The organism is Desulfococcus sp. (assembly GCF_041737845.1).
Lineage (GTDB): Bacteria > Desulfobacterota > Desulfobacteria > Desulfobacterales > Desulfococcaceae > Desulfococcus.
On record NZ_JBGSQX010000135.1, the window covers coordinates 1 to 19,785 of the forward strand.

Genomic DNA, 19,785 nt, shown 5'->3' on the forward strand with positions numbered 1-19,785 from the left:
CCGGTCCCGCGGGGGGCGGCGGCTTTCCCGGAGGACCCATGGGCGGCGGGCCGCCTGGCGCCGCGGATGAAGGATATCCCGATGACGGCGGGTTCAGGAGAAATCCTCAGACGGACCCGGGACCGGATGACGACGACATCCCCTTCTGATCCGTCCGGCCGGTCCCTCAGGCCGTTCAGGGACCGTCCCCTGATGAGGCGCCCCCCCGCCGTCGATGACGGCGGGCAGGCGCATCTCCCCTTCGGGCCTTCCCCCGCCGGGTTGGAAGGAGGCCCGAACTGCACTGAAACGCCTGGATGCCCCAAGCCACAAAATCCCTCCTTGAGGTGTGCAAGAAGCCCCCATCGTTTTTTTGTAAACCATTTCCGGCAAGCGACGTCAAATGCTTCCAAACACACCCACAAGGAGGCTCTCGAATGAAAATCAAAAAGCGCGTTCTGACAGCGGTCACGGTCATCATGGGCATCTTGTTCACCACCCCGTCCGCCTGGGCGGGATCCAAACAGCGCCATCGATGGGAAGGGGTCGCCATCGGGGTCGGCGCCGCCGTGCTGGGCGGTGCGATCCTGAGCAGTTGCGTCGGTGTTCCCTATGCCGCGCCGCCGGTTGCGGTCTCCCTCAACTACGTTGAATACGAGGAACCGCCTCGTCATTACTACCGGCCCCATAAACCGTACCGCTCCGGTGGGCGCGATTACCGGCCTTGCTGCGGGAAGCACCACCGCCACCACCACAAACAATACCACAGAGGACACGGGCGCCATTGGCGCGACTGAATTCACCCGTCCCGTGACAAGGGGCGGTCATCGCCCCTTGCAAAACAGTTCAACTTGCCTTATCATGTTTAAAAGTATTCGTCGCACGCACACAGCCCCGGATGTGCGAATCACCGTCCCCCCGGACGATGGCCGTCGTACCCGGGGCTTGCTGCAGCGATGAATGTTCATCGCGGAAACCGCCGCCGGTCCCGATGGCTCAAGATCAAAAAATATCCCTTGCGAAAGGCCCTCCCAGTAAGATGAAAATCCTTTTCGTCACAGATCTCCACGGCGCTGAGTGGAAATATGACCGGCTCTACGACATCGCCCGGGCCGACAGACCCGACGCGGTGATCAACAGCGGGGACATGCTGCCCAAGGGCGACAATCTCTATCGCCAGAACGATTTCATCACCGGCAAGCTGAGCAGCCATTTTGCTCAGTTCGATGACATGGGCATCCCCTATTTCTGCTATCTCGGGAACGACGACCTCAGGATCTGGGACGATCTTTTCGAGGAAACGTGCCGCCGGTATGCGTGCGTTCACAACATTGCCCAGCGCAAGGTCGCATTTCAGGGGATCGAATTCATCGGGATGAACTGGGTGGTGGATTACCCCTTCCGCCTCAAAGACCGCTGCCGCATGGACAGCGGCGATTACGCCTTTCAGCCCCAGTTCGGAGCCGGACTTCTGTCCACCCCGTCGGGATGGGAAACCCTGCCCGACTGGCATGGATACGCCAGAAAGCTCCCCACCATCGCCGATGAACTGAAGTCTCTCGATCTCCCCGACCGAATGGACAACAGCGTATATGTTTTCCACATGCCGCCCAACGACCTGGGCCTGGACGTCTGCATCAACGGCCAGGCGGTGGGATCGAAGGCTATTTATGATTTTCTGGCGGTCAATCAGCCGAGGCTCTCGTTTCACGGGCACATCCACGAGTCGCCGGAGATGAGCGGGGCCTGGAAGGCGCCCCTGGGAAACACCCTCTGCGTCCAGCCCGGACAGCTTGAAGACGAATTCGCCTATGTGACCGCCGACCTCGAATCCATGGCCCTCGAAAGAAAGGTGGAACTGGATTTCTTCTCCATGGGCTGGTAACCGCCCCCTCCCCGTTTACACCCGCGCGCCAAACCTGTTCCTGACGGGAGCGTCCGCCGCCCCACCCGCTTTCCGAAGTCGCCGTTTCTTCTGGCGTTCGAGCGCCCCGGCCACCACGGCCATGGACAGGTGCATCGAAGACCGGCAAAACCGGACAAACTCATGGAGCTGTTCGTTTTCGGGGAGGAGGCAGGCGCCGTCGTCCAACTCTCCATGGGCCATTTTGTAGGCGGAAAGCAGATGGATGTACTCGTCCCGATGATTTCGCTGGATCAGGATCGGCGGGAAGCCGGCTCCCAGGACGGGAAGGTTGGAGACCAGCCTCGCCATCCGCCCGTTGCCGTCGCAGAACGGATGGATGAGCACCAGTGCCATGTGCAGGGTCGCATAGGCGGAAGCCGCCGCGGAGAGCGAATGGGTGGATTCCCACAGGCGGTTCAGCAACGAGATCCATTGCCCCATGAGGCAGGGGACATCTTCGGGCGCGGCGAATTCATAATAGGTCATTTCATCGCCATGGTGGACATAGGTGCCGTTGGGTTCACGCTTCCAGGCGCCTGCGGGGCCTTCTCCGCCGTCCGTGCCTGCGGACACCAGTGCCCGATGGAGCCGGAAAAGATCCATTTCTTCTATCGGCCGGGCGCTTCGCACGAGGTCGAACACCATGTCTATGGCCCGCACGTGCCCCGCGATCTCCTGATATTCCTCAAGGGGCCGGCTCGATTCGGTCATCCCGATCTCCACAAAAAAGGCGGTTTCGCCAAGGGTCAGCGTATTCCCGCCGACGCCCGCGGTCCCGTGCACCCACAGGTTCCGAAGTTCGCGGACCACGTCTTCGGCGATGTCCCTGTCCATCATCTTCAAAAAGCCTGGCATGACCACCTCCCGTTGCTGGGATGATTGGGGTGGGATCGGATTGACGGGGGAAATCAGGAGCGGATGTCGGTTTCTGCAGGGCCTGCACCAGGATGCGGTTCGACCCGCGGCGCCGGTGCCGGAGGCAGGGGAACGGCGATTCAAGTATCGGTGTCTGCGCGTTACGTATATTTCCAATCTAACACGCGCCGGCCAAAAGTCAATTCACCGGCCGGATTCTGCTTCGCCGGGGTCCATGCCCGGTCCCGGGGCGCTTCTCTTCCGGGCTGCGGCATAGGCCCGTTTCCATGTATCGGAAAATTTCGCCCGCCGCGTCGGCCACGAAAAGCCGAAGTGCCCGCACAGGGGACAGAAGACCGCAAGCAGATCCAGCATCCGGTCGCCTTCGGCGGGAAGGGCTTTCCGCCCCAGGCCGAACCCGAAAACACGGTCGATGCCGCCGGCGACAGCACAGGGATAATAGCCTGACGGCGTGAAACCGATGCCGCAGTCCGCCAGGATCCTGCATCCGCTGGTGTAGTCGGAGAAGCGGAACCAGGGGCTGTCGGCCGGGGCAAGGTTGAACGGGCGGAACAGCCGCTGCCGGTCGGTTTTAAAAGTGTTTTTCACCGCGACGCCCGCGGGAAGGCGGTCGAGCACGGCGTTGACCCGACGGCTATGGCCGTTGGTGCAGACGACGATGCGCAGGCCGGGATGATACCGTCGCCGATAATCCAGCAGCAGCTCCAGGATCGGGAAAAAATCCCGGTGCAGGGTCGGCTCTCCGCCCAGGAGACGGATTCGGCGCCAGGAGACCCCCGTGCCGACGCTTTCCCGGATGAAGTCCTCAATCCGCTCCGGCGGCATCTCGATTCCGCTGGGCGCCTGGGTGCATGAGCGGTTGCAGTTGGTGCATCTCATATTGCAGCGGTAGGTGATATCGATCTCCACGAATGTTCGACTCACAGCAAATGCCGGCCCCAGCCGGCGGGTGATGACCCGCTGGGACCGGATGAACTGGAGGAAGTCGAGCCCCATCCGCCCGAGGGTTACATTCCGGTGGATCTTATCCTTCATGGCCAGCTTCCGAATGAACCTTCATGAACGCCTCAATCCCTTCGGGAAGGGTCTGCCGGTTTTTTTCGCAATAGTCGGCGAGACGGCGATTGAGCCCGTATTCATCCCCCGATCGGCGCAGCATCCGGCGGTAGGCCTCGCCCGAGAGCACATCATAAAGCTGCCGGGTCGTCATCCGGGCGAACCGGACGCCCGTGGTCCCGTAGGATGGGCTCCGGCCGATCCGGGGGGTCATGAACCCGTCGTAGGCCCTGAGCCCCGGGGGAATCCTCAGGAACACCGGCGGGCCGTCGACCTGGACGGTGCGGATGCTGAGGGCCCGGTTGCAGTTGAAGGCGGCATACCAGGGCAGCGGAAGCCGGCCCTGGAGCATCTCGAAATTTCGGCACCCCTTGGTCTCCAGGATGATCCGCCGTCCCGCTCCCAGGGCGTCCATCTCGTCGATGAGGGCCTCGCTCACGGTCCTCGGGTCGATGCACCCTCCGCAGGGCCCGTTCCGGCTCACCGCGATCCGCCCTTCCCTTTCGAGCGCGCTGAAGCGGGCAAACGGGGCTTCCGCGAGGATGGCGGGGATGTCCTGAATCGCCAGATCGTTCCCATACCGGCCGTTGCGGGGGATGAACAGAAGCGCCAGGCGCGGGTTCCGGTCGAGCATGGCCTCGAACCGCTTCATGTCGACGAGGGATTCCAGGTAATCATCGCAGAAAAAGACCAGCAGGGTCGGCACATCGGCGTCCACCACCTCCCGGTGGTAGTCATCTAGGGAATCCAGGGCAAACCGGCCCCGGTCTTCGGACGCGAGATCGATCAGCCCGCGGGCGACCCCGGAAAGCGCCTCCACCGGGACCGACCCCGCTGCCGCCATGCTCCCGATCCATGCGGGGTCGATGGACATCAGTTCCCGGTTGAGGAGGTCGGATGCGGCCGAGGCCGAACTCTTCAGGTTGATGCCCACATACCCGGAAAGCACCGCCGCCTGGATCGCCCGGGGGATATCGGCGTCCGGCCCGCCCAGGATGCCCGCGCCGGCCATGGCCTCGATGAGGACGAGGCCCAGGCGGTGGCAGAGGGCGTTGAATTCAGCATAGGGATGGGTGTCGCGGACGGGGACGGGACGGCCGGGCAGGACGGACAGCAGGCGGACGAACGCATCCTCGTACAACTGCTGGGGAATCGCCCCGTGCAGGGGAACGCCGCAGTCGGTTTCGAACTCCAAAACCTCTCCGGCCATTCGGACGATCTCCCGGAGGTCGGCCGGATCAGCCTCGGCCCCGCGGCCCGAAACGCGCCTTCCGCCCGTCAAATCCGCAATGGTCTTCCCCAGAACCCGGTCCAGCCAGTCGTCATAGGTTTCGAATCTCGAATCCAGCGTATCCTGAAAAATCTCGGGGGATGTCTTGCGGTCCCCGACAGCCATGGTCCCCGGACGCCGGAAGGGCCCGAACCAGCGGGCGATCCTTTCCGCCGGCGCGGGGGAGACCTCCGGACAGAGGACATAGCGCGTCAGGGCAAGGCGCCGCTCCAGGGCCGTCACGCCCAATCTGACCTCATCCGGTTCACGCTGCTGCATAGAAAAGACGCCATGGAAGAGAGCCTAACACAACCCTCCCGGACCCCTCAAGGAGTTTCATTGCCGGGCCGGTGCGCTCGAATGGCGGGGCGACATTTTATGATTGATCTGGATGGCGGGTTGGGATAGATTACGAGGCCAAACCGCCCGACCGACCTGCACCGGTTCGGGCATCCACCGATCCAGACCAATCCGGCCCGGGAGGAAAGCGCGTGTTGGAAGCCTTTGTGTTCGCAACGATCTTGTGCGGATTTTTCGGCGTCATCCTGAAAAAGAACCTCGTCATGAAGATCCTCTCCATGGACGTGATGAGCACCGGGGTGATCTCCTACTACGTCGTGGTGGCGGCCCGGGAGGGCCTCCTCACCCCCATTGCCGACGATCTTCAGAAGGGTGCCTTTTCCGATCCCGTCCCCCAGGCGGTGATCCTCACGGCGATCGTCATCGGGTTTTCCATCCAGGCCCTTCTTCTGGTGGGGGTGATGAAGCTCTCGCGGAACCATCCCACCCTGGAAAGCCGCGAGATCGAAGAGAGCCACATGCCGTGACCGCCTTCACCCTGACCTGGATGGCATTTCCGTTTGGGGCGGGGTTCGCCGTTTCGCTCCTCCCCCGTATGGGGCGGCACCTAGCCCTTTTCGGGGGACTGTTTTCGGCCCTCTTTGCCGTGCGGCTCTTTGCCGAGCCCGCGCCCACGACCTTGAGTTTGATAGGCCGTTTCGGGGTCACCCTGATGCTGGACCCTTTGGCCGGCTTCTTTATCCTGACCAATGCGCTGGTGACGGCGGCAGTGGTCCTTTTCTGCTGGCGGGGCGGCAGAACATCCTTCTTTTTCGCACAGGTCCTCATGCTGCACGGCAGCGTCAACGCCGCCTTTTCCTGTTCGGATTTCATCAGCCTCTACGTTGCCCTGGAGGTCCTGGGCATCCCTGCGTTCCTCCTGATCGCCCACCCCCGGACCGACCGTGCTGTCTGGGTCGCCCTGCGCTACCTGCTGGTGGGCAATGTCGCGATGCTGTTCTACCTGGTGGGGGCGGTGCTCGTCTACAGCGCAACCCATTCCTTTCGCTTTGAGGGGATGGGCGCGGCCCCCCCGGAGGCGGTGGCCCTCATCCTGACGGGACTGCTGGTCAAAGGCGGCGTTTTCGCATGGGGATGGTGGTTACCGCTGACCCACGCCGAATCGGAGTCCCCCGTCTCCGCACTCATGTCGGGCATCGTCGTCAAGGCCGGTCTCTTTTCGCTGGTGCGACTCGCCACGCTGGTGCCCTCGATCGACCCCATCATCCGCATTTTGGGCGTGGGGACCGCGCTCCTGGGGGCGGGGTGTGCGGTGCTGGAGAAGGATGCCAAGCGCCTCCTGGCATACAGCACGATTTCCCAGATGGGCTTCATCCTTGCCGCGCCCGAGGTGGGCGGCTTTTACGCCCTGACCCACGGGCTCGTCAAATCGGCCCTCTTCCTCATCGTGGGGACCCTTCCCAGTCGCGACCTCGGTGCGCTGCGGCACCAACCCCTCCCCTCCCCGGTCTGGGCCGCCCTGGTGACGGCCAGCTTCTCGATTTCCGGGTTTCCGCTGCTTTCGGGTTTCGGCGCCAAGGTGCTGACCATGAAAAACCTCCTCCCCTGGCAGGTTATGGCCATGAACCTGGCGGCCCTGGGAACCGCCACATCCTTCGCCAAATTCATCTTCCTGCCGCACCGGAAACCGGCCGGAAGGGAAGGTTCGGCAGGGGGATCCGGCTTCTGGACGGCCATGGGCCTCCTCCTGGGCGGACTCCTGGCCGCAAACACCGTCTATTACGACGCCTACACCCTGGAGAATGTGGCCAAACCCCTCCTCACCATCGCCATGGCCTGGGCCCTTCACGGCCTCGCGTTCCGCCATGCGGCGGTAAAGGTCCCCCGGGGGCCGGAGCGGCTCGAACATCTGACGGGCATGATGAGCCTGAGCCTGATCCTCCTGTTCTGGATGGCGCTGGCATGATGGGCCATCTCCTTCTGCGGCTGGTCATCTGGCTCCTCCTCACCGCCAGCCTGAGCCCGGCCAATCTCCTCATCGGCCTTGCCGCGGCGTGGCTCCTCCCCTGGGGCGTCGGGGCAAGGACCCCCCTGAAGGAGGTCGCCAAAGCGATGGGAAGCATCCTGCTGGCGATTCCCCAAGCTTACGGTGAGGCGTTCTCGATCATCCTTCGGCCCCACCCCCGGGAAGCGGTGGTCAGGCAGGAGGGGGCGCCAGACCGGCCGCCGGGGCTCGTCTTTCTGGACATCTTCCGGATAACCTTCACCCCCAGGACGCTCGTCCTGAAATCCCGAAGCAACGGAGGATACCTCGTCCACAGGCTATGCCCTCGGAGGGGGCCATGTTCCTGAAGCTTGCCCTTGCGGCCATGATTCCGGCCCTGCTGCTGCCTCTGTATGCTGCATGGAGGAACGAGGGGATCTGGGAGGCCATGATGGCCTTTTCGAGCTTTTCCGCCAAAACGGGGGCCATCATTCTCATGGTATCCGTTGTTCGCGATGACTGGATGATCGGGGTCGTCGGCGTCATCGTGCTGAGCGTGGGGAACGCCGGTCTGATGCTCCTGGCCCACATCCTCAAGCGGATGGGGGAGCAATGACGGACCTGTTCAGCTATGCCTTGATCGGTATGGGAATCCTTTTCTGGTACTGGGGAACTGCCGCCTTTCTCCGGCGGCGGTCGGTGCTCTTCAAGCTGCACCATCTTTCGGTGGCGGACACCCTGGGGTCCGTCAGCATCATTGCGGGTCTTCTGCTGCAGCGGCCCCGAGAATGGCCGCTGCTTCTGCTCGCCATTCTCTCCCTGGCGCTGTGGAACACCATGCTGGGTTATATTCTGGCCTACTGCGCCACCGGCGGAGACGAAAAAAGGGGGGGCGATGACGGATAGCTACCTCTATGCGATCACTGCCCTCCTGCCGCTTTCGGCGGTCCTTCTGGTCGTTCAGGTCAATCCCTACCGCGCCCTGATCCTCCGGGGGATGCTGGGGGCCGCCGCGACGCTGCTCTATACCGTCCTGGGGGCGGCCGATGTGGCCCTGACCGAGGCGCTGGTGGGAACCCTGCTGGCGATCCTGCTCTATGCCGTGGCGGTGCGGTCTTCCATGGTGGTGCGGGTGGGGATCCTGAAGGCCGATGCCGGGCGGCGCGAGGCGACCCCTGCGGAACCGGGCGCCGGAATCTCCCGGCCGCATCCCCTGGATCCACTGCTGGATGACCTGACCCTCCTGTTCCGAAAAAGACATATGCGCGTGGAACTGGTCTCCTACCCGGATGCGGAGGCCCTGAGGCGTGCCCTGGCGGACAAAAAGGTCCACGCGATTTGCGACCCCATGCCCTCGGCTGCGGCCCAAGGGCCTGACTCCCCGCCCTATCGCCTGGCCGTCCGGATCCGCAGCCTTTATGACATCATCCATATCGAGCCCGCCTCGGCGGGAATGAATCTGGAATATACCACGCATTTTGATGCCGGAAAGGCTCATTCATGAGATGGATCTATATCGCAGCCGGGATCGCTTTCTATATCAAGATGCTCCTCCCCGCTCCTTCGACCCCGATACTTCCCTTTTCCATCGTCGAGACCGTCGTGACGGAAAGCGGGGTGATCAACGCGGTTTCGGGGATCATGTTTCACAGCCGGCTCTACGACACGGTCTTCGAGGTCATGGTCTTCACCATCGCCATCATGGGCGCCCATTTTCTGCTGGAAGACGAACGCCCCTACCCCAAGGTCCGTCGGTTCACCGACGCGCCCTCCATCATCATGGCGCGCCTGGGCGCCACCATCGCGGCGCTGGTGGGCATTGAACTGGCGATCCGGGGCCATCTCAGCCCCGGCGGGGGGTTTGCAGCCGGGGTTGCCGGCGGGACGGCCATCGGCCTCGTTGCCGTCACCTCGCCCCCGGAGGAGATGCAGGCGATTTATCGGCGATGGCATGTCGCGGCGTGGGAAAAGGTCGCCGTACTCCTCTTCATCCTGCTGGCCTTCCTGACCCTGGCCGGCGTTGCGCTGCCCCACGGCGAGACGGGCGAACTCTTCAGCGGCGGGATGATCCCTCTATTCAACCTCCTGGTGGCCGTTAAGGTCGCCCTGGGATCGTGGGCCGTCGTTCTGCTCTTCATCCGGTATCGAGGACTGCTATAGCAGACCCTATTCCCGTCTGCGGCAGGATTCTCCCCGCTTCATCAGGTAATAGCCGACGGTCAGGGCAATGATGATGGCGGCGATCCCGATCAGGTTCATTGCTTGCAAATCTTTCGGATCCAGAATGATGACCTTGCGGGCAATGGCGATGATGGCCACCGAAAGAACCACCTCGTAGTGGGGCTGACCCTGGGTGATGTAGGTTCTCATGAGGGTTTCCAGGAGTTCGATCCCGATCACGACCAGCATGAAGAGCCCGAAGATTTCGAGGAGCTGGTCGATGCTGAGAATCAACACCGGCGGCTCCAGGATGTCCCGGATGATGAGCCATCCGAGATCGATGGTGGCAAGCCCCAGCACAATCGCCATCATCACCATCAGGGCCTGAATCATGAACCTTTCGTACCGCTTCAGCATGTCGAACATGATTTGACCGCTCCTCACCTTAAAACGACGTCCAACCATCGCTCCGGGCGATATTCCCCCGGCGTCTCCCGCTAATACGAATAGTACAAGGCCTGAATTTCCGCCGGGCTTCTTTTCTTCAACAGCGCCAGCATGAGCAGAATGCGGGCCTTGGCCGGATTGAGTTCATCGGATGCGATGAACCCCAGCCGGTCGTCGTCCACCTCGATATTCCGGCTCACCGTTCCGCTGGGAACCCGCGAACTCCGGACAATGACGATGCCCTGTGCGGCCATTCCGGCGGCGGCTTCGATCGTCGCCGCGTTCATGTTGCCGTTGCCGTCCCCGGCAATGACGATGCCTCTGGCGCCCCGCGCGACCGAGCATTCGACCAGGTCCGCCGGCATGTCGGCGCAGGCGTAGATGACGTCCACCCGGGGCAGGGAGCTCACGCCCTCCACGGAGAACTCGCTCAGGTGGGTATGCTTCCTGAACGGCCCCCTGAAATAGGCGGTTTTCCCGTAGATGACGGTCCCGATCAGCCCGTTCACCGGCGACAGGAAGGTTTCCACCGAGGTGGTGTTGTTTTTCGTGAGGGAATGGGCCCCGTGGATCCGGTCGTTCATCACCACCAGGACCCCCCGCCCTTCGGCCTTCGGGTCGGCCGCGACCGCGACCGCGTTGTAGAGGTTGAGGGGGCCGTCCGCGCTGATGGCGGTGGACGGCCGCATGGCCCCGGTCATGACCGCGGGCTTTTGGCTTTTCACGGTCAGGTTGAGGAAGTGGGCCGTCTCCTCCATGGTGTCCGTGCCGTGGGTCACGACGATGCCGTCTGCCTCACCGGCGGCGAAAAGCTCGTTGATGCGGCCCGCCAGCCGGATCATGATCGCAAAGGAGATGTCCTGGGAGCCGACGCTGGCGACCTGCTCCCCGCGGACATCGGCCAGCGCGGTCAATCCCGGCACGGCGTCGATCATGGCGTCGACGCCCATCTTCCCGGAGGTGTATCCGGCCTCCGTCCCCGACTCGGCGGCGCCGGCGATGGTTCCGCCGGTCGCCAGGATGACGACCCGGGGCAGCGTCTTTTGTTCTTCCGGATGGTTGTTTTCCGCTGGTTCCATGTCAGTATCCCCCATGCAGTGGCCTGCCTTTCCTAAAACGGTTGCCCGTAAGTGTTTTTCAGGCCTTTTCGGCCTCGTCGTCCAGCATCCTGTTCACAATGACCGCACAGGATGCGTCACCCAGGACGTTGGTGGAGGTGCGCATCATGTCGAACAGCCTGTCGACGCCGAAGATGAGCGGCAGGCCGGCCAGGGGAATGTTCGCCGCCACCAGGACGGCGACCACCAGGAGCGCGGGACCCGGGACCCCCGCGGTGCCGATGGCGCCCAGGACGGAGGTGAACACGATGGCGACGTATTGGGGCATGCCCAGTTCGATCCCGAACATCTGGGCGAAGAAGACCGCAGTGAGGGCGTAGAGCATGGCATTGCCGTTCATGTTGATGGTCGCCCCCAGGGGCAGGACGAAGGCGGTCACCTCCGGCCGGACACCCAGGTTTTCACAGTCCTTTTTGTTGACCGGCAGGGTGGCCATGGAGGACGCGCTGGCGAAGGCCAGGATCTGGGTCTCCTTCATGCCGCCCAGGAACCGGAGCGGGTTCATTTTTCCGAGGAACATCGCCAGGAGCGGAATCATGCCGAAATGGATCACCGCCAGGGTTCCGGTGAAGACCGCCAGCAGCTTGAGCACGAGCTGCATGATGTCCATGCCGAAGAGCGCGATGGAGTTGACCATGAGTCCGAACACGCCGATGGGGGCGACGACGAGAATCTTCTGGATCATCCAGATCATCCCGTCGTTCACCGTATCGAGGATGTCCAGGACGGGGCGCTGCTTCTCCCGGGGCATGATCGAAAGGGCGATGCCGAAAAAGAGGGCGAAGAAGAGGATCTGAAGGATGTTCCCCGATGACAGCGAGTTGAACGGATTATCGGGGATGATGCCCTGGATGGTTTCCCAGAACCCCGCGATCCTGGCGTTTTCCGCATAGGTGGAGGGATCCGTCATCAGGGACGGCGGGATCTTCACCCCCAGGCCCGGCTTGAAGATGGTGCCGGCCAGAAGCCCCAGGATAACGGAGACGGCGGAGGTCGCCAGGTAATAGCCGACGGTGAAAATCCCCACTTTGCCCGCCGATTTGGTTTCCCCCAGGGCGGCCGCGCCGGAGATGATGCTGAAGAAGACGAGGGGAATGATCACCATTTTGATCAGCAAGATGAAAACATCCCCCAGGGGCGCGAAAACAACGCCTTTTTCCCCTAGGAAGAACCCCGCGACGATGCCTGCGATCATTGCAATCAATATCTGGGTACTGCCGCTGATTTTTTTCATGGGATACGCTCCTAATGATGTTGACGAAAGGGGTCGGATTTCTCAGAGAACAGCCGTCAGCAAGAAACGCATGACAGGGCCAGGCCGCCCTGGGAGGTTTCCTTGTATCTTTTGCACATATCCGCACCGGTCTCCCGCATGGCTTCGACGACCTCGTCGAAGGTGACCTTCTGCCTTGCCGGGTCCCCGGCCGCCGACAGGATATAGGCGTTGACCGCCGTGACCGCGCCGACGGCGTTGCGTTCGATGCAGGGGATCTGCACATACCCCAAAACCGGGTCGCAGGTCATCCCCAGGTGGTGCTCCAGGGCGATCTCCGCGGCGTTTTCTACCTGGCGAATGGGAAGCCCCTCGGCACAGGAGATGAACGCCGCGGCCATGGCCGACGCCACGCCGACCTCCCCCTGGCACCCGACCTCCGCTCCCGAAATACTGGCATTGTGCTTGGCGATAAAGGCGATGGCGGCGGCGGCCAGCATGCCGTCGCGGAACTGCGCCGCGGAAAGGTCGAAGTGTTTCTTGAGGAGATAGATGACCCCGGGAAGAACGCCCGCGGCGCCCGAGGTGGGCGCCGTCACGACCTTGCGCCCGGCGGCGTTCTCCTCGGAGGCGGCCTGGGCGTAAGCGTTCAGGCAGGCCAGGAAACGGCCGGTCTCGTGCTTCATCTTGACGGAATTGGTCTTCAGGACCTGCGCTTTTCGCATCAGGCCGATGGGCCCCGGAAGCAGGCCGTCGGATTTCAGCCCCGTTTCGACGGCGGCGCACATCGTATCGATCAAGCGATCGATCCTGGCCTCGATCTCGTCCCGGGACAGTCCCGAAACGGCCGACTCGTTCTGGAGCATGATCTCCCTCAGGGACAGCCCCGTCCGGCGCACCGCCTGCCGCAATTCCCGCATGCTGGCGTAAGGGTGGGGGAGCGCGGGCTTGGCCGGCGCCGCCTCGCCCTTGCACTGGATGAATCCTCCGCCGACGGAATAGTATTCCTTTTCGAGCAGGACCGCCCCCCCGGCGGTCAGTCGGAAGCGGAGGGTGTTCGGGTGCGGCAGTGAATCATCCGGCCCTTCAAAATGGATATTGGCCGCGGTAAAGGGGATGTCGGCCCATCCGGCATGAATGCCGTACACCGTCTCCGGAGGATCCAGAAGGGCCAGGAGCTGATCGCAGTCGCAGGTGTCCGGCGCCCAGCCCATCAGTCCGCCGAGGACGGCCTTGTGGGTTCCGTGCCCCTCGCCGGTCAGACTCAGGGACCCGTAGAGATACACGTCCACGGCCGCGGGCAGGGAGACGGCCTCCGCCGGGAGGGCCCGGGTGGACTTCAGAAAATCCAGGGCGGCCTTCATTGGGCCGATGGTGTGGGAGCTTGACGGCCCGGGTCCGATCTTGAAAATGTCAAATATGGATGTGGTGATGGGTTCACGCATAAGTCACCTCTCCTGCGGCGAACGGTTTCAGTCATAGTCGGGCGCAACGCCAGTGAGCGCCTTCCGCCTGGCCTCGATCATCGCTTGCTTCCGGGCGATGAATTCGTTTTTCAGCATCTCCGCGCGGGTCGGCCTGCTTTTGGTCGGCGCCTTCTTTCCGGCCCAGGCCATCTCTTCGAAATACTCCTGGTTCAAGAGGTCGAGGGTGCCGTCGATCTTGACCTGATCGATGAAGAGGTTCAGCCAGCCCAGGAATACGGGATCTCCCGGACGGATCGCGAAGGCATAATATTCCTTGGTGACGGGGGCCAGGAGGGGGCCAATCCTCAAATAGTGCTCCGGGTTGGTGGCATGCCATATCTTTACGAAGGGCGAATCCGCCGCCATGGCGTTCACCTCGCCCTTGAGCAGGGCGTCCACGGCCGCAGCCGTCGTGGGGAAAAGATGGATGGCGCTGTCCGGGAAGAGTTCCCGCGAGAATTTCTCATGGGTGGTGCCGGCCTGGACCCCGAGTTTGAGACCTTTCACCTTGAGGAGATCAAAAAAGGAATCGGACATGGGCGGAACCGTTCCCCGCCGGACCATGGCCGCCTGGCTCACCTCGAAATAGGGGTCGGTGAAGCTGACGAGAAGCCCCCTTTCAACGGTCCGCGTCATGGCGGCGATAATGATGTCCGACTCTCCCGAAAGGAGCTTCGGGATCTGCTGGCCGTAGGTCTCAGGCTGGATAAACCGGACCTTCACGCCGAGATACTCGGCCAACAGCTTTGCCAGGTCCACATCCAGGCCGCTGAGTTGGCCGTCCACCATCATGGCAAAGGGCGGGAATTCCTGGATCAGCGACACCACGATCTCGCCCTTTGCCCGGATCGCATCGATCTCCCCTGCCATGAGACCGGGAGACCGGGCCCCCGGACAAAGGATCAAGCAAGGGAGTAAAATGATCAGCCACCGGATTGATTTCATTTTCATCTCCTTTTGTTTTCATTGGGGGCCAAAGGTCTTGGCCCCGTCGTCATGTGGGGGAAAAGCGGTGATGGGCGTCAAGGTGTTTTCATGCGAAAGTTATGAATTAATATACACCAGTTTCATTTTGAGCGCAAACATATGGAATAAATTCTTCGGATGCGCCGCTCCCGGGTTCGACTGATTTTTTCTCACTGTTTCCGCATGACGGACTTGCCTCCGTCAGACGCATGCAATATAATTGCTCAAGCGGCAGTGGCTGCGGCCACCTTTGTTCGGCATGAATCAGACCCCGTCAACGGGCTGCAAAAATGATTTTCCATGGCGCTTCCCCGCTGCCCGTGATAGATACTCTGTTGCGCCGTCAAGGCGTCCCCACGACACCCCAAACCCGGAGGAACAGCAGCCGTGATGAGACGATCCAGACAGCTTTTTTTTATTGTAATTTTCAGTTCATGCTTCATTCAAACCGGGTTTGCCGCCGATCCCGTGCCCGTGTTTGTCAGCATCCTTCCCCAGAAGTATTTTGTGCAACAAATTGGCAAAGACCTGGTGGATGTCCAGGTCATGGTGCAGCCCGGTGCCAGCCCCCACGCCTACGAACCCAAACCCAGGCAGATGGCCGACATAGCAATTGCCCGGGCCTATTTCGCCATCGGCGTTTCGTTCGAGACGGCATGGCTGAACAAGATTTCCGCCGCCAACCCGGGCATGAAGATTGTTCACACGGACGACGGCATCGACAAAATCGCCATGGCGGCCCATCATGGAGAAGGCGAGCACCCCGAAGACCGGCATCCTCCGGAGGACCATCATGACCACGGCGGCGTCGACCCTCATATCTGGCTGTCTCCTCCGCTGGTCAAGCTCCAGGCCCGGGCGATTCTGGCGGGGCTTCGGGAGATCGACCCGTCCCATGGCGGAGTTTACGAGGCCAACTGCCGTCAATTCATGGCCGACATCGATAGCCTGGACGCCCGGCTGAAAAACCTGTTTTCGGATCAGCAGGGACTTCGGTTCATGGTGTTCCATCCGGCCTGGGGGTACTTCGCCCGGGCCTATGGCCTCACGCAGTTGGCCGTCGAGATCGAGGGGAAGGAGCCCAAGCCCGCGCAATTGATGGCCTTGATCAAAAATGCCAAGGAAAACAATATCCGGGTGATCTTTGTCCAGCCGCAGTTTTCCGCCAAAAGCGCCGGCCTTGTGGCCAGGGAGATCGGCGGCCAGGTCGTGCGCGCCGACCCGCTCGCCGAGGACTGGACGGCCAACCTCCTTGACGTCGCCGACAAGTTCAAAGCGGCCCTGAGGTGACGGGATGAATGCCGCCGCACCCATTGTCGAACTTAAAGACGTCTCATTTGCCTATGACGGCGAGACCGTTCTCCAGGATGTGAACCTGGAGATCCGGAGGGGGAATTTCATCGCCATGATCGGCCCCAACGGCGGCGGGAAGACCACCCTGCTGAAGCTGATTTTAGGCCTGCTGAAACCGGGCGAGGGCCTTATCCGCGTCAACGGCGACTCCCCCGCCAGGGCGTCGTCCTGCATCGGCTACGTCCCCCAGGACGTGCACATCAACCGCAACTTTCCCATCACGGCCATGGACGTGGTCCTCATGGGCACCCTCGACCCCAAAAAACGGTGGGCGTCCTGGAAGTCGGCCTCGCACCGCCTCGATGCCATGGACGCGCTCGATCACCTGGACATGGCAGACCTTGCGGGACGAAAAATCGGAGAACTGTCCGGAGGTCAGCGCCAGCGGGTCTTCATCGCTCGGGCCCTCGTGACCCATCCCCAGCTCCTGCTCCTGGACGAACCCACGGCCGGCATCGACACCAAGGGCCAGGCGGACTTTTTCAGGCTGCTGAGGGAACTCAACAAAGAGATCACCATCGTCGTCGTCAGCCACGATCTCCTGGTCATCTCCCGCTATGTCAAATCCGTGGCCTGCGTGAACAAGCGGCTGCACTATCACGGCCAGGCGGAGATCACCGGCGAAATGATGGAAACCATGTACCCGTGCACGGTGGAGGAATTGTGTCCCGTGGAGATCGTCGCCCACGGTCTGCCGCATCGCGTGCTGAAGGATCACAAGAGGTCTTAGCATGATCGAAGCACTTCAACTGGAATTCATGCGCAATGCCCTGGCTGCCGGTCTCCTGGCAAGCGTCATCTGCGGCATCATGGGAACCCTGGTGGTGGTGAACCGCATCGTGTTCCTCTCCGGCGGGATCGCCCATGCCGCCTACGGGGGCATCGGCCTCGCCTTTTACTTCGGATGGCCCTATCTGCCGGGCACCATCGGCTTCTCGTTGTTCGCCGCGATGCTGATGGCATCCGTCAGCATGAAGGCCAAGCACCGGGCCGACACGATCATCGGCGTCATCTGGGCCCTGGGAATGGCATTCGGCATCATCCTGATCGATCTGACCCCGGGATATCATGTGGACCTGATGAGCTACCTCTTCGGCAGCATCCTCACCGTGCCCGCGTCGGATCTTCTCATCATGCTTTCCCTGGGCATTCTGATCGCGCTGGCGGTGGCCTGTTACTACAAGGACCTGCTGGCCCTCAGCTATGACGAAGAGTTTGCGAGGATCCGGGGCGTTCCTGTCCGGGCGCTCTATTTCGCAATGATCGGCATGCTGGCGGTCACCATTGTCATGGTGATTCAGGTCGTGGGCCTGATTCTGGTCATCGCCCTGCTGACCATACCGCCCTTCATCGTCGAAAGGCACGCCAAATCCCTCCTGCAGATGATGGTTGGGTCCAGCCTGCTGGGCGCCCTGTTCACCATTGCGGGCCTGTGGATTTCCTACAGATACAACCTGACATCGGGGGCCGCCATCATCCTGGTTTCAGGAATCGGCTTTTTATTCTCTCTTCTGGTGGACCGGCTGACCGTTTTCTCCAGAAGCAGAGCCCGGCGGGAGGCCCCCGAGCCGCAGAAATCCACTGCCGGTTGACCCCAAAGGACGACCATGTGCCATCAGTGCAATTATTCCGAGATGCTGGCGTCGGCCCGGCTTGAAGCGACCGAAAACCGCCTGCGGGTGCTGGAAGTGATCGGCAACAACAGCTTCCCCCTGTCGGCCGGAGATATCTATCAGACGCTGGAACGCACCAGCGCGATCAACCGGGTGACGGTCTACCGCATCCTCGACCTGCTGGTCGACCACGGGATGATCGAGCGGCTCAGCACGGGCGGCAGGGCCTTCTACTATGGCCTGGCCCCCAACGACCATCATCAACCCCATCCCCATTTCTACTGCAAAAACTGCGGCCAGATGGATTGCCTCAACCCGGAAAGCCTGCAGGTGGAAACAAAACCGTTCCGGAAAACCTTTCCCGGCCGGATCGACAAGGTGGAGATCCGCCTGGACGGAATCTGCAAAAACTGCCTGAAGAACAAACCGCAGGAAGAGGATTGAAGCGGCGGGCATCCGCTCGATGCTGAATTCATTTTACACCCCCTTCCACGCCCGCGAACCTGCATTATCCTGAGATCCCTCCAAATATAAACATGGCGATGGTAATCTTCAGGTTTCGAGCCGAGAAAAAATGTCGAACGTTATCGAGACAGCCTTCCATCGGTGAAACAGAACTCCCTCCGAAGCACCAAAGAGGGACCCGTTGGTCATGGCGATCATGCCGCGGCCGCCCCTGTTCGGATGAAGCGGTTCCAGCATCTGCTCCCCCCGCTATTCGTCTCCGCCCTGGTCCGGTTCGCCGCAGTGGCGCAGGATCTCCCGCCTCGCTTCGTCGCGAAGGGCGAGGGCCGAATCCCAATCCTGCGCCTGCCCCCTCAGGCGGCGGCCGATAAACAGGTGCACCGGCCCCCGGCGCGGAAACCACGACTCGGAGCGCAGCTTGGCCCGTGTGCCCCGAATGGTTATCGGCACCACTTCCATGTTGTTTTCAGCGGCGATCAGAAAAGCCCCCATGTGAAACGGCAATAACCCGGGCATCCGGCGGAAGGTCCCTTCGGCGAAAAACAGGAGCGACCGCCCTCCGGCAGCAAGCTCCTTGAGCCGCCGGGCATCCTGGATGGCCTGTCTGCTGTCGAACCGCTCGACAAAGACGACATCCAGACGGGGCAACGCCCGGCGCAGCGCGGCGTTTTCGGCCAGCTCGGCCTTGGCGACAAAACCGAACCGCACCGGCAGGGCCGCCATGAGTACCAGGCTGTCCAGGTAGCTCTGGTGATTGGAGACCAGGATCAGCGGTCCTTCTGCTTCCAGATGCTCCAGGCCGCGGACCGCGATGGGGGTTCCGGTGAGGCGGGCCAGCAGCCGGGCAACCGTCCGGACCGCCCGCCAGCGGCCGCCTCCCCACGGCAGAAGGAAGGCAAACGGAGTCGCCAGAGCAGCCAGCACGCCGAAGAGCAGCCAGCAATAACCGGCGTAGCAGGCCGAGGCGGCCTGCCGCATCCCCTGGCCGGCCTGCCGCAGCAGTCCGCCTGCCGTCAGACGGACCATCTGCCACCACATCGCCCGGGGCGGCCGTCCGATCCTGCCCTGTTCGTAGAGTTCGCGGCTCGCGGCCCGGCGGATCTTGCCGCTGGAGGTTTTGAGCACCGTGCCGGGCATTGCCAGGATCACTTCGTCCGGCGGCATGCCGAGGACATCGACGGCCACGTTGACGATCCGTTCCCTCAGGCCGGCCAGCACCTCGGGATCCTGGCTGCGGCTCTCCGCCAGCGCCACCAGTTTTTCCGTGGCGGACGCCGGGTCCGCGACGCCGAAGACGGCGACGCAGCCTTTGCGGATGCCGTCGATATCGCCGATGGCCTCTTCCAGTTCATAGGGGGAGATGTTGCGGCCGCCCTTGATAATAATGTCCTTGACCCTGCTGGTGAGATACAGGTCCCGTCCCGCCAGGTAGGCCAGGTCGCCGGTGTCGAGCCACTCCCCATGGAACAGGGCCGCGGTCTGCCCGGGATTCCGGAAATAGCCGCTGGTCGCCGAGGGGCCGCGAAATTGCAGCCGGCCCTCCCGGCGCTCGGGCAGCTCGTGGTCCTTGCCGTCGACCACCCGCACCTGATGCCCGGGCAGGGGGTGCCCGC

At 62.3% G+C, this 19,785-nt stretch carries 22 protein-coding genes; 13 read left to right on the top strand and 9 right to left on the bottom strand.

Going from position 1 to position 19,785, the window contains the following annotated elements:
• The first annotated feature begins 416 nt into the window (after positions 1-416).
• Positions 417-776 carry a hypothetical protein gene (locus tag ACEW8N_RS15705; protein WP_373500788.1) on the top strand — a complete coding sequence of 120 codons (360 nt, stop codon included), beginning with the start codon at positions 417-419 and terminating at the stop codon, positions 774-776.
• 242 nt (positions 777-1,018) lie between these two features.
• Positions 1,019-1,864 (top strand): metallophosphoesterase, encoded by an 846-nt coding sequence (locus ACEW8N_RS15710; protein WP_373500789.1) that lies wholly within the window; start codon positions 1,019-1,021, stop codon positions 1,862-1,864.
• A gap of 15 nt (positions 1,865-1,879) precedes the next feature.
• Here ACEW8N_RS15710 and ACEW8N_RS15715 read toward each other — a convergent pair whose 3' ends face one another.
• From ACEW8N_RS15715 to ACEW8N_RS15725, 3 genes are all read right to left on the bottom strand, one after another.
• Positions 1,880-2,740, bottom strand: coding sequence for a Fic family protein (locus ACEW8N_RS15715; protein WP_373500790.1), 861 nt, complete (start codon positions 2,738-2,740; stop codon positions 1,880-1,882).
• Between the two features lie 204 nt (positions 2,741-2,944).
• A complete protein-coding gene (locus ACEW8N_RS15720) occupies positions 2,945-3,796 on the bottom strand; it encodes a radical SAM protein (RefSeq protein WP_373500791.1) in 852 nt (283 codons plus the stop codon).
• Positions 3,786-5,366, bottom strand: coding sequence for a hypothetical protein (locus tag ACEW8N_RS15725; protein WP_373500792.1), 1,581 nt, complete (start codon positions 5,364-5,366; stop codon positions 3,786-3,788). The genes ACEW8N_RS15720 and ACEW8N_RS15725 overlap by 11 nt, the downstream gene beginning before the upstream one ends.
• A gap of 212 nt (positions 5,367-5,578) precedes the next feature.
• Here ACEW8N_RS15725 and ACEW8N_RS15730 point away from each other — a divergent pair, with 212 nt between their 5' ends.
• From ACEW8N_RS15730 to ACEW8N_RS15760, 7 genes are read left to right on the top strand one after another with little or no spacing between them, the layout of a single operon-like run.
• Positions 5,579-5,914, top strand: coding sequence for a cation:proton antiporter subunit C (locus tag ACEW8N_RS15730; protein WP_373500793.1), 336 nt, complete (start codon positions 5,579-5,581; stop codon positions 5,912-5,914).
• A complete protein-coding gene (locus ACEW8N_RS15735; RefSeq protein WP_373500794.1) occupies positions 5,911-7,353 on the top strand; it encodes a cation:proton antiporter in 1,443 nt (480 codons plus the stop codon). The genes ACEW8N_RS15730 and ACEW8N_RS15735 overlap by 4 nt, the downstream gene beginning before the upstream one ends.
• Positions 7,350-7,739, top strand: coding sequence for a Na+/H+ antiporter subunit E (locus ACEW8N_RS15740; RefSeq protein ID WP_373500795.1), 390 nt, complete (start codon positions 7,350-7,352; stop codon positions 7,737-7,739). Before ACEW8N_RS15735 ends, ACEW8N_RS15740 begins: the two co-directional genes overlap by 4 nt.
• A complete protein-coding gene (locus ACEW8N_RS15745) occupies positions 7,730-7,987 on the top strand; it encodes a hypothetical protein (protein ID WP_373500796.1) in 258 nt (85 codons plus the stop codon). Before ACEW8N_RS15740 ends, ACEW8N_RS15745 begins: the two co-directional genes overlap by 10 nt.
• Positions 7,984-8,277: a monovalent cation/H(+) antiporter subunit G gene (locus tag ACEW8N_RS15750; protein WP_373500797.1), complete on the top strand. Its 294-nt coding sequence runs from the start codon at positions 7,984-7,986 to the stop codon at positions 8,275-8,277. The genes ACEW8N_RS15745 and ACEW8N_RS15750 overlap by 4 nt, the downstream gene beginning before the upstream one ends.
• Complete coding sequence (locus ACEW8N_RS15755; protein WP_373500798.1) at positions 8,267-8,875, top strand: DUF4040 domain-containing protein; 609 nt, start codon at positions 8,267-8,269, stop codon at positions 8,873-8,875. Before ACEW8N_RS15750 ends, ACEW8N_RS15755 begins: the two co-directional genes overlap by 11 nt.
• On the top strand, positions 8,872-9,531 hold the full coding sequence (locus tag ACEW8N_RS15760) for a Na(+)/H(+) antiporter subunit B (RefSeq protein WP_373500799.1): 660 nt from the start codon (positions 8,872-8,874) through the stop codon (positions 9,529-9,531). Before ACEW8N_RS15755 ends, ACEW8N_RS15760 begins: the two co-directional genes overlap by 4 nt.
• A 6-nt stretch (positions 9,532-9,537) precedes the next feature.
• On the opposite strand, the gene ACEW8N_RS15765 is transcribed toward ACEW8N_RS15760, so the two are convergent.
• From ACEW8N_RS15765 to ACEW8N_RS15785, 5 genes are all read right to left on the bottom strand, one after another.
• Complete coding sequence (locus tag ACEW8N_RS15765) at positions 9,538-9,957, bottom strand: phosphate-starvation-inducible PsiE family protein (RefSeq protein WP_373500800.1); 420 nt, start codon at positions 9,955-9,957, stop codon at positions 9,538-9,540.
• 71 nt (positions 9,958-10,028) lie between these two features.
• A complete protein-coding gene (locus tag ACEW8N_RS15770; RefSeq protein WP_373500801.1) occupies positions 10,029-11,057 on the bottom strand; it encodes a type II asparaginase in 1,029 nt (342 codons plus the stop codon).
• Positions 11,058-11,115: 58 nt separating this feature from the next.
• Positions 11,116-12,330 carry a dicarboxylate/amino acid:cation symporter gene (locus ACEW8N_RS15775; RefSeq protein ID WP_373500802.1) on the bottom strand — a complete coding sequence of 405 codons (1,215 nt, stop codon included), beginning with the start codon at positions 12,328-12,330 and terminating at the stop codon, positions 11,116-11,118.
• A 56-nt stretch (positions 12,331-12,386) separates the two neighbouring features.
• A complete protein-coding gene (locus tag ACEW8N_RS15780; protein WP_373500803.1) occupies positions 12,387-13,754 on the bottom strand; it encodes an L-serine ammonia-lyase in 1,368 nt (455 codons plus the stop codon).
• A gap of 27 nt (positions 13,755-13,781) precedes the next feature.
• On the bottom strand, positions 13,782-14,720 hold the full coding sequence (locus ACEW8N_RS15785) for a transporter substrate-binding domain-containing protein (RefSeq protein ID WP_373500804.1): 939 nt from the start codon (positions 14,718-14,720) through the stop codon (positions 13,782-13,784).
• A gap of 411 nt (positions 14,721-15,131) precedes the next feature.
• On the opposite strand from ACEW8N_RS15785, the gene ACEW8N_RS15790 reads away from it, so the two are divergent.
• From ACEW8N_RS15790 to ACEW8N_RS15805, 4 genes are read left to right on the top strand one after another with little or no spacing between them, the layout of a single operon-like run.
• Positions 15,132-16,031 (top strand): metal ABC transporter solute-binding protein, Zn/Mn family, encoded by a 900-nt coding sequence (locus ACEW8N_RS15790; RefSeq protein ID WP_373500805.1) that lies wholly within the window; start codon positions 15,132-15,134, stop codon positions 16,029-16,031.
• A gap of 4 nt (positions 16,032-16,035) precedes the next feature.
• Entirely contained in the window at positions 16,036-16,824 is a 789-nt protein-coding gene (locus tag ACEW8N_RS15795; RefSeq protein ID WP_373500806.1) for a metal ABC transporter ATP-binding protein, read from the top strand.
• A gap of 1 nt (position 16,825) precedes the next feature.
• Positions 16,826-17,686, top strand: coding sequence for a metal ABC transporter permease (locus ACEW8N_RS15800; RefSeq protein WP_373500807.1), 861 nt, complete (start codon positions 16,826-16,828; stop codon positions 17,684-17,686).
• A gap of 15 nt (positions 17,687-17,701) precedes the next feature.
• Positions 17,702-18,151 (top strand): Fur family transcriptional regulator, encoded by a 450-nt coding sequence (locus tag ACEW8N_RS15805; RefSeq protein WP_373500808.1) that lies wholly within the window; start codon positions 17,702-17,704, stop codon positions 18,149-18,151.
• 270 nt (positions 18,152-18,421) lie between these two features.
• Here ACEW8N_RS15805 and ACEW8N_RS15810 read toward each other — a convergent pair.
• Positions 18,422-19,785, bottom strand: a 1,364-nt coding sequence (locus ACEW8N_RS15810) for a 1-acyl-sn-glycerol-3-phosphate acyltransferase (protein ID WP_373500809.1), incomplete at its 5' end; no start/stop codon positions are given.

Coding starts and splice junctions, on each gene's coding strand:
- ACEW8N_RS15755 (WP_373500798.1), top strand. CDS start 8,267: ATGACGGATAGCTACCTCTATGCGATCACTGCCCTCCTGCCGCTTTCG.
- ACEW8N_RS15800 (WP_373500807.1), top strand. CDS start 16,826: ATGATCGAAGCACTTCAACTGGAATTCATGCGCAATGCCCTGGCTGCC.
- ACEW8N_RS15745 (WP_373500796.1), top strand. CDS start 7,730: ATGTTCCTGAAGCTTGCCCTTGCGGCCATGATTCCGGCCCTGCTGCTG.
- ACEW8N_RS15805 (WP_373500808.1), top strand. CDS start 17,702: ATGTGCCATCAGTGCAATTATTCCGAGATGCTGGCGTCGGCCCGGCTT.
- ACEW8N_RS15720 (WP_373500791.1), bottom strand. CDS start 3,796: ATGAAGGATAAGATCCACCGGAATGTAACCCTCGGGCGGATGGGGCTC.
- ACEW8N_RS15785 (WP_373500804.1), bottom strand. CDS start 14,720: ATGAAATCAATCCGGTGGCTGATCATTTTACTCCCTTGCTTGATCCTT.
- ACEW8N_RS15715 (WP_373500790.1), bottom strand. CDS start 2,740: ATGCCAGGCTTTTTGAAGATGATGGACAGGGACATCGCCGAAGACGTG.
- ACEW8N_RS15705 (WP_373500788.1), top strand. CDS start 417: ATGAAAATCAAAAAGCGCGTTCTGACAGCGGTCACGGTCATCATGGGC.
- ACEW8N_RS15770 (WP_373500801.1), bottom strand. CDS start 11,057: ATGGAACCAGCGGAAAACAACCATCCGGAAGAACAAAAGACGCTGCCC.
- ACEW8N_RS15775 (WP_373500802.1), bottom strand. CDS start 12,330: ATGAAAAAAATCAGCGGCAGTACCCAGATATTGATTGCAATGATCGCA.
- ACEW8N_RS15710 (WP_373500789.1), top strand. CDS start 1,019: ATGAAAATCCTTTTCGTCACAGATCTCCACGGCGCTGAGTGGAAATAT.
- ACEW8N_RS15795 (WP_373500806.1), top strand. CDS start 16,036: ATGAATGCCGCCGCACCCATTGTCGAACTTAAAGACGTCTCATTTGCC.
- ACEW8N_RS15780 (WP_373500803.1), bottom strand. CDS start 13,754: ATGCGTGAACCCATCACCACATCCATATTTGACATTTTCAAGATCGGA.
- ACEW8N_RS15725 (WP_373500792.1), bottom strand. CDS start 5,366: ATGCAGCAGCGTGAACCGGATGAGGTCAGATTGGGCGTGACGGCCCTG.
- ACEW8N_RS15765 (WP_373500800.1), bottom strand. CDS start 9,957: ATGTTCGACATGCTGAAGCGGTACGAAAGGTTCATGATTCAGGCCCTG.
- ACEW8N_RS15740 (WP_373500795.1), top strand. CDS start 7,350: ATGATGGGCCATCTCCTTCTGCGGCTGGTCATCTGGCTCCTCCTCACC.
- ACEW8N_RS15750 (WP_373500797.1), top strand. CDS start 7,984: ATGACGGACCTGTTCAGCTATGCCTTGATCGGTATGGGAATCCTTTTC.
- ACEW8N_RS15790 (WP_373500805.1), top strand. CDS start 15,132: ATGAGACGATCCAGACAGCTTTTTTTTATTGTAATTTTCAGTTCATGC.
- ACEW8N_RS15760 (WP_373500799.1), top strand. CDS start 8,872: ATGAGATGGATCTATATCGCAGCCGGGATCGCTTTCTATATCAAGATG.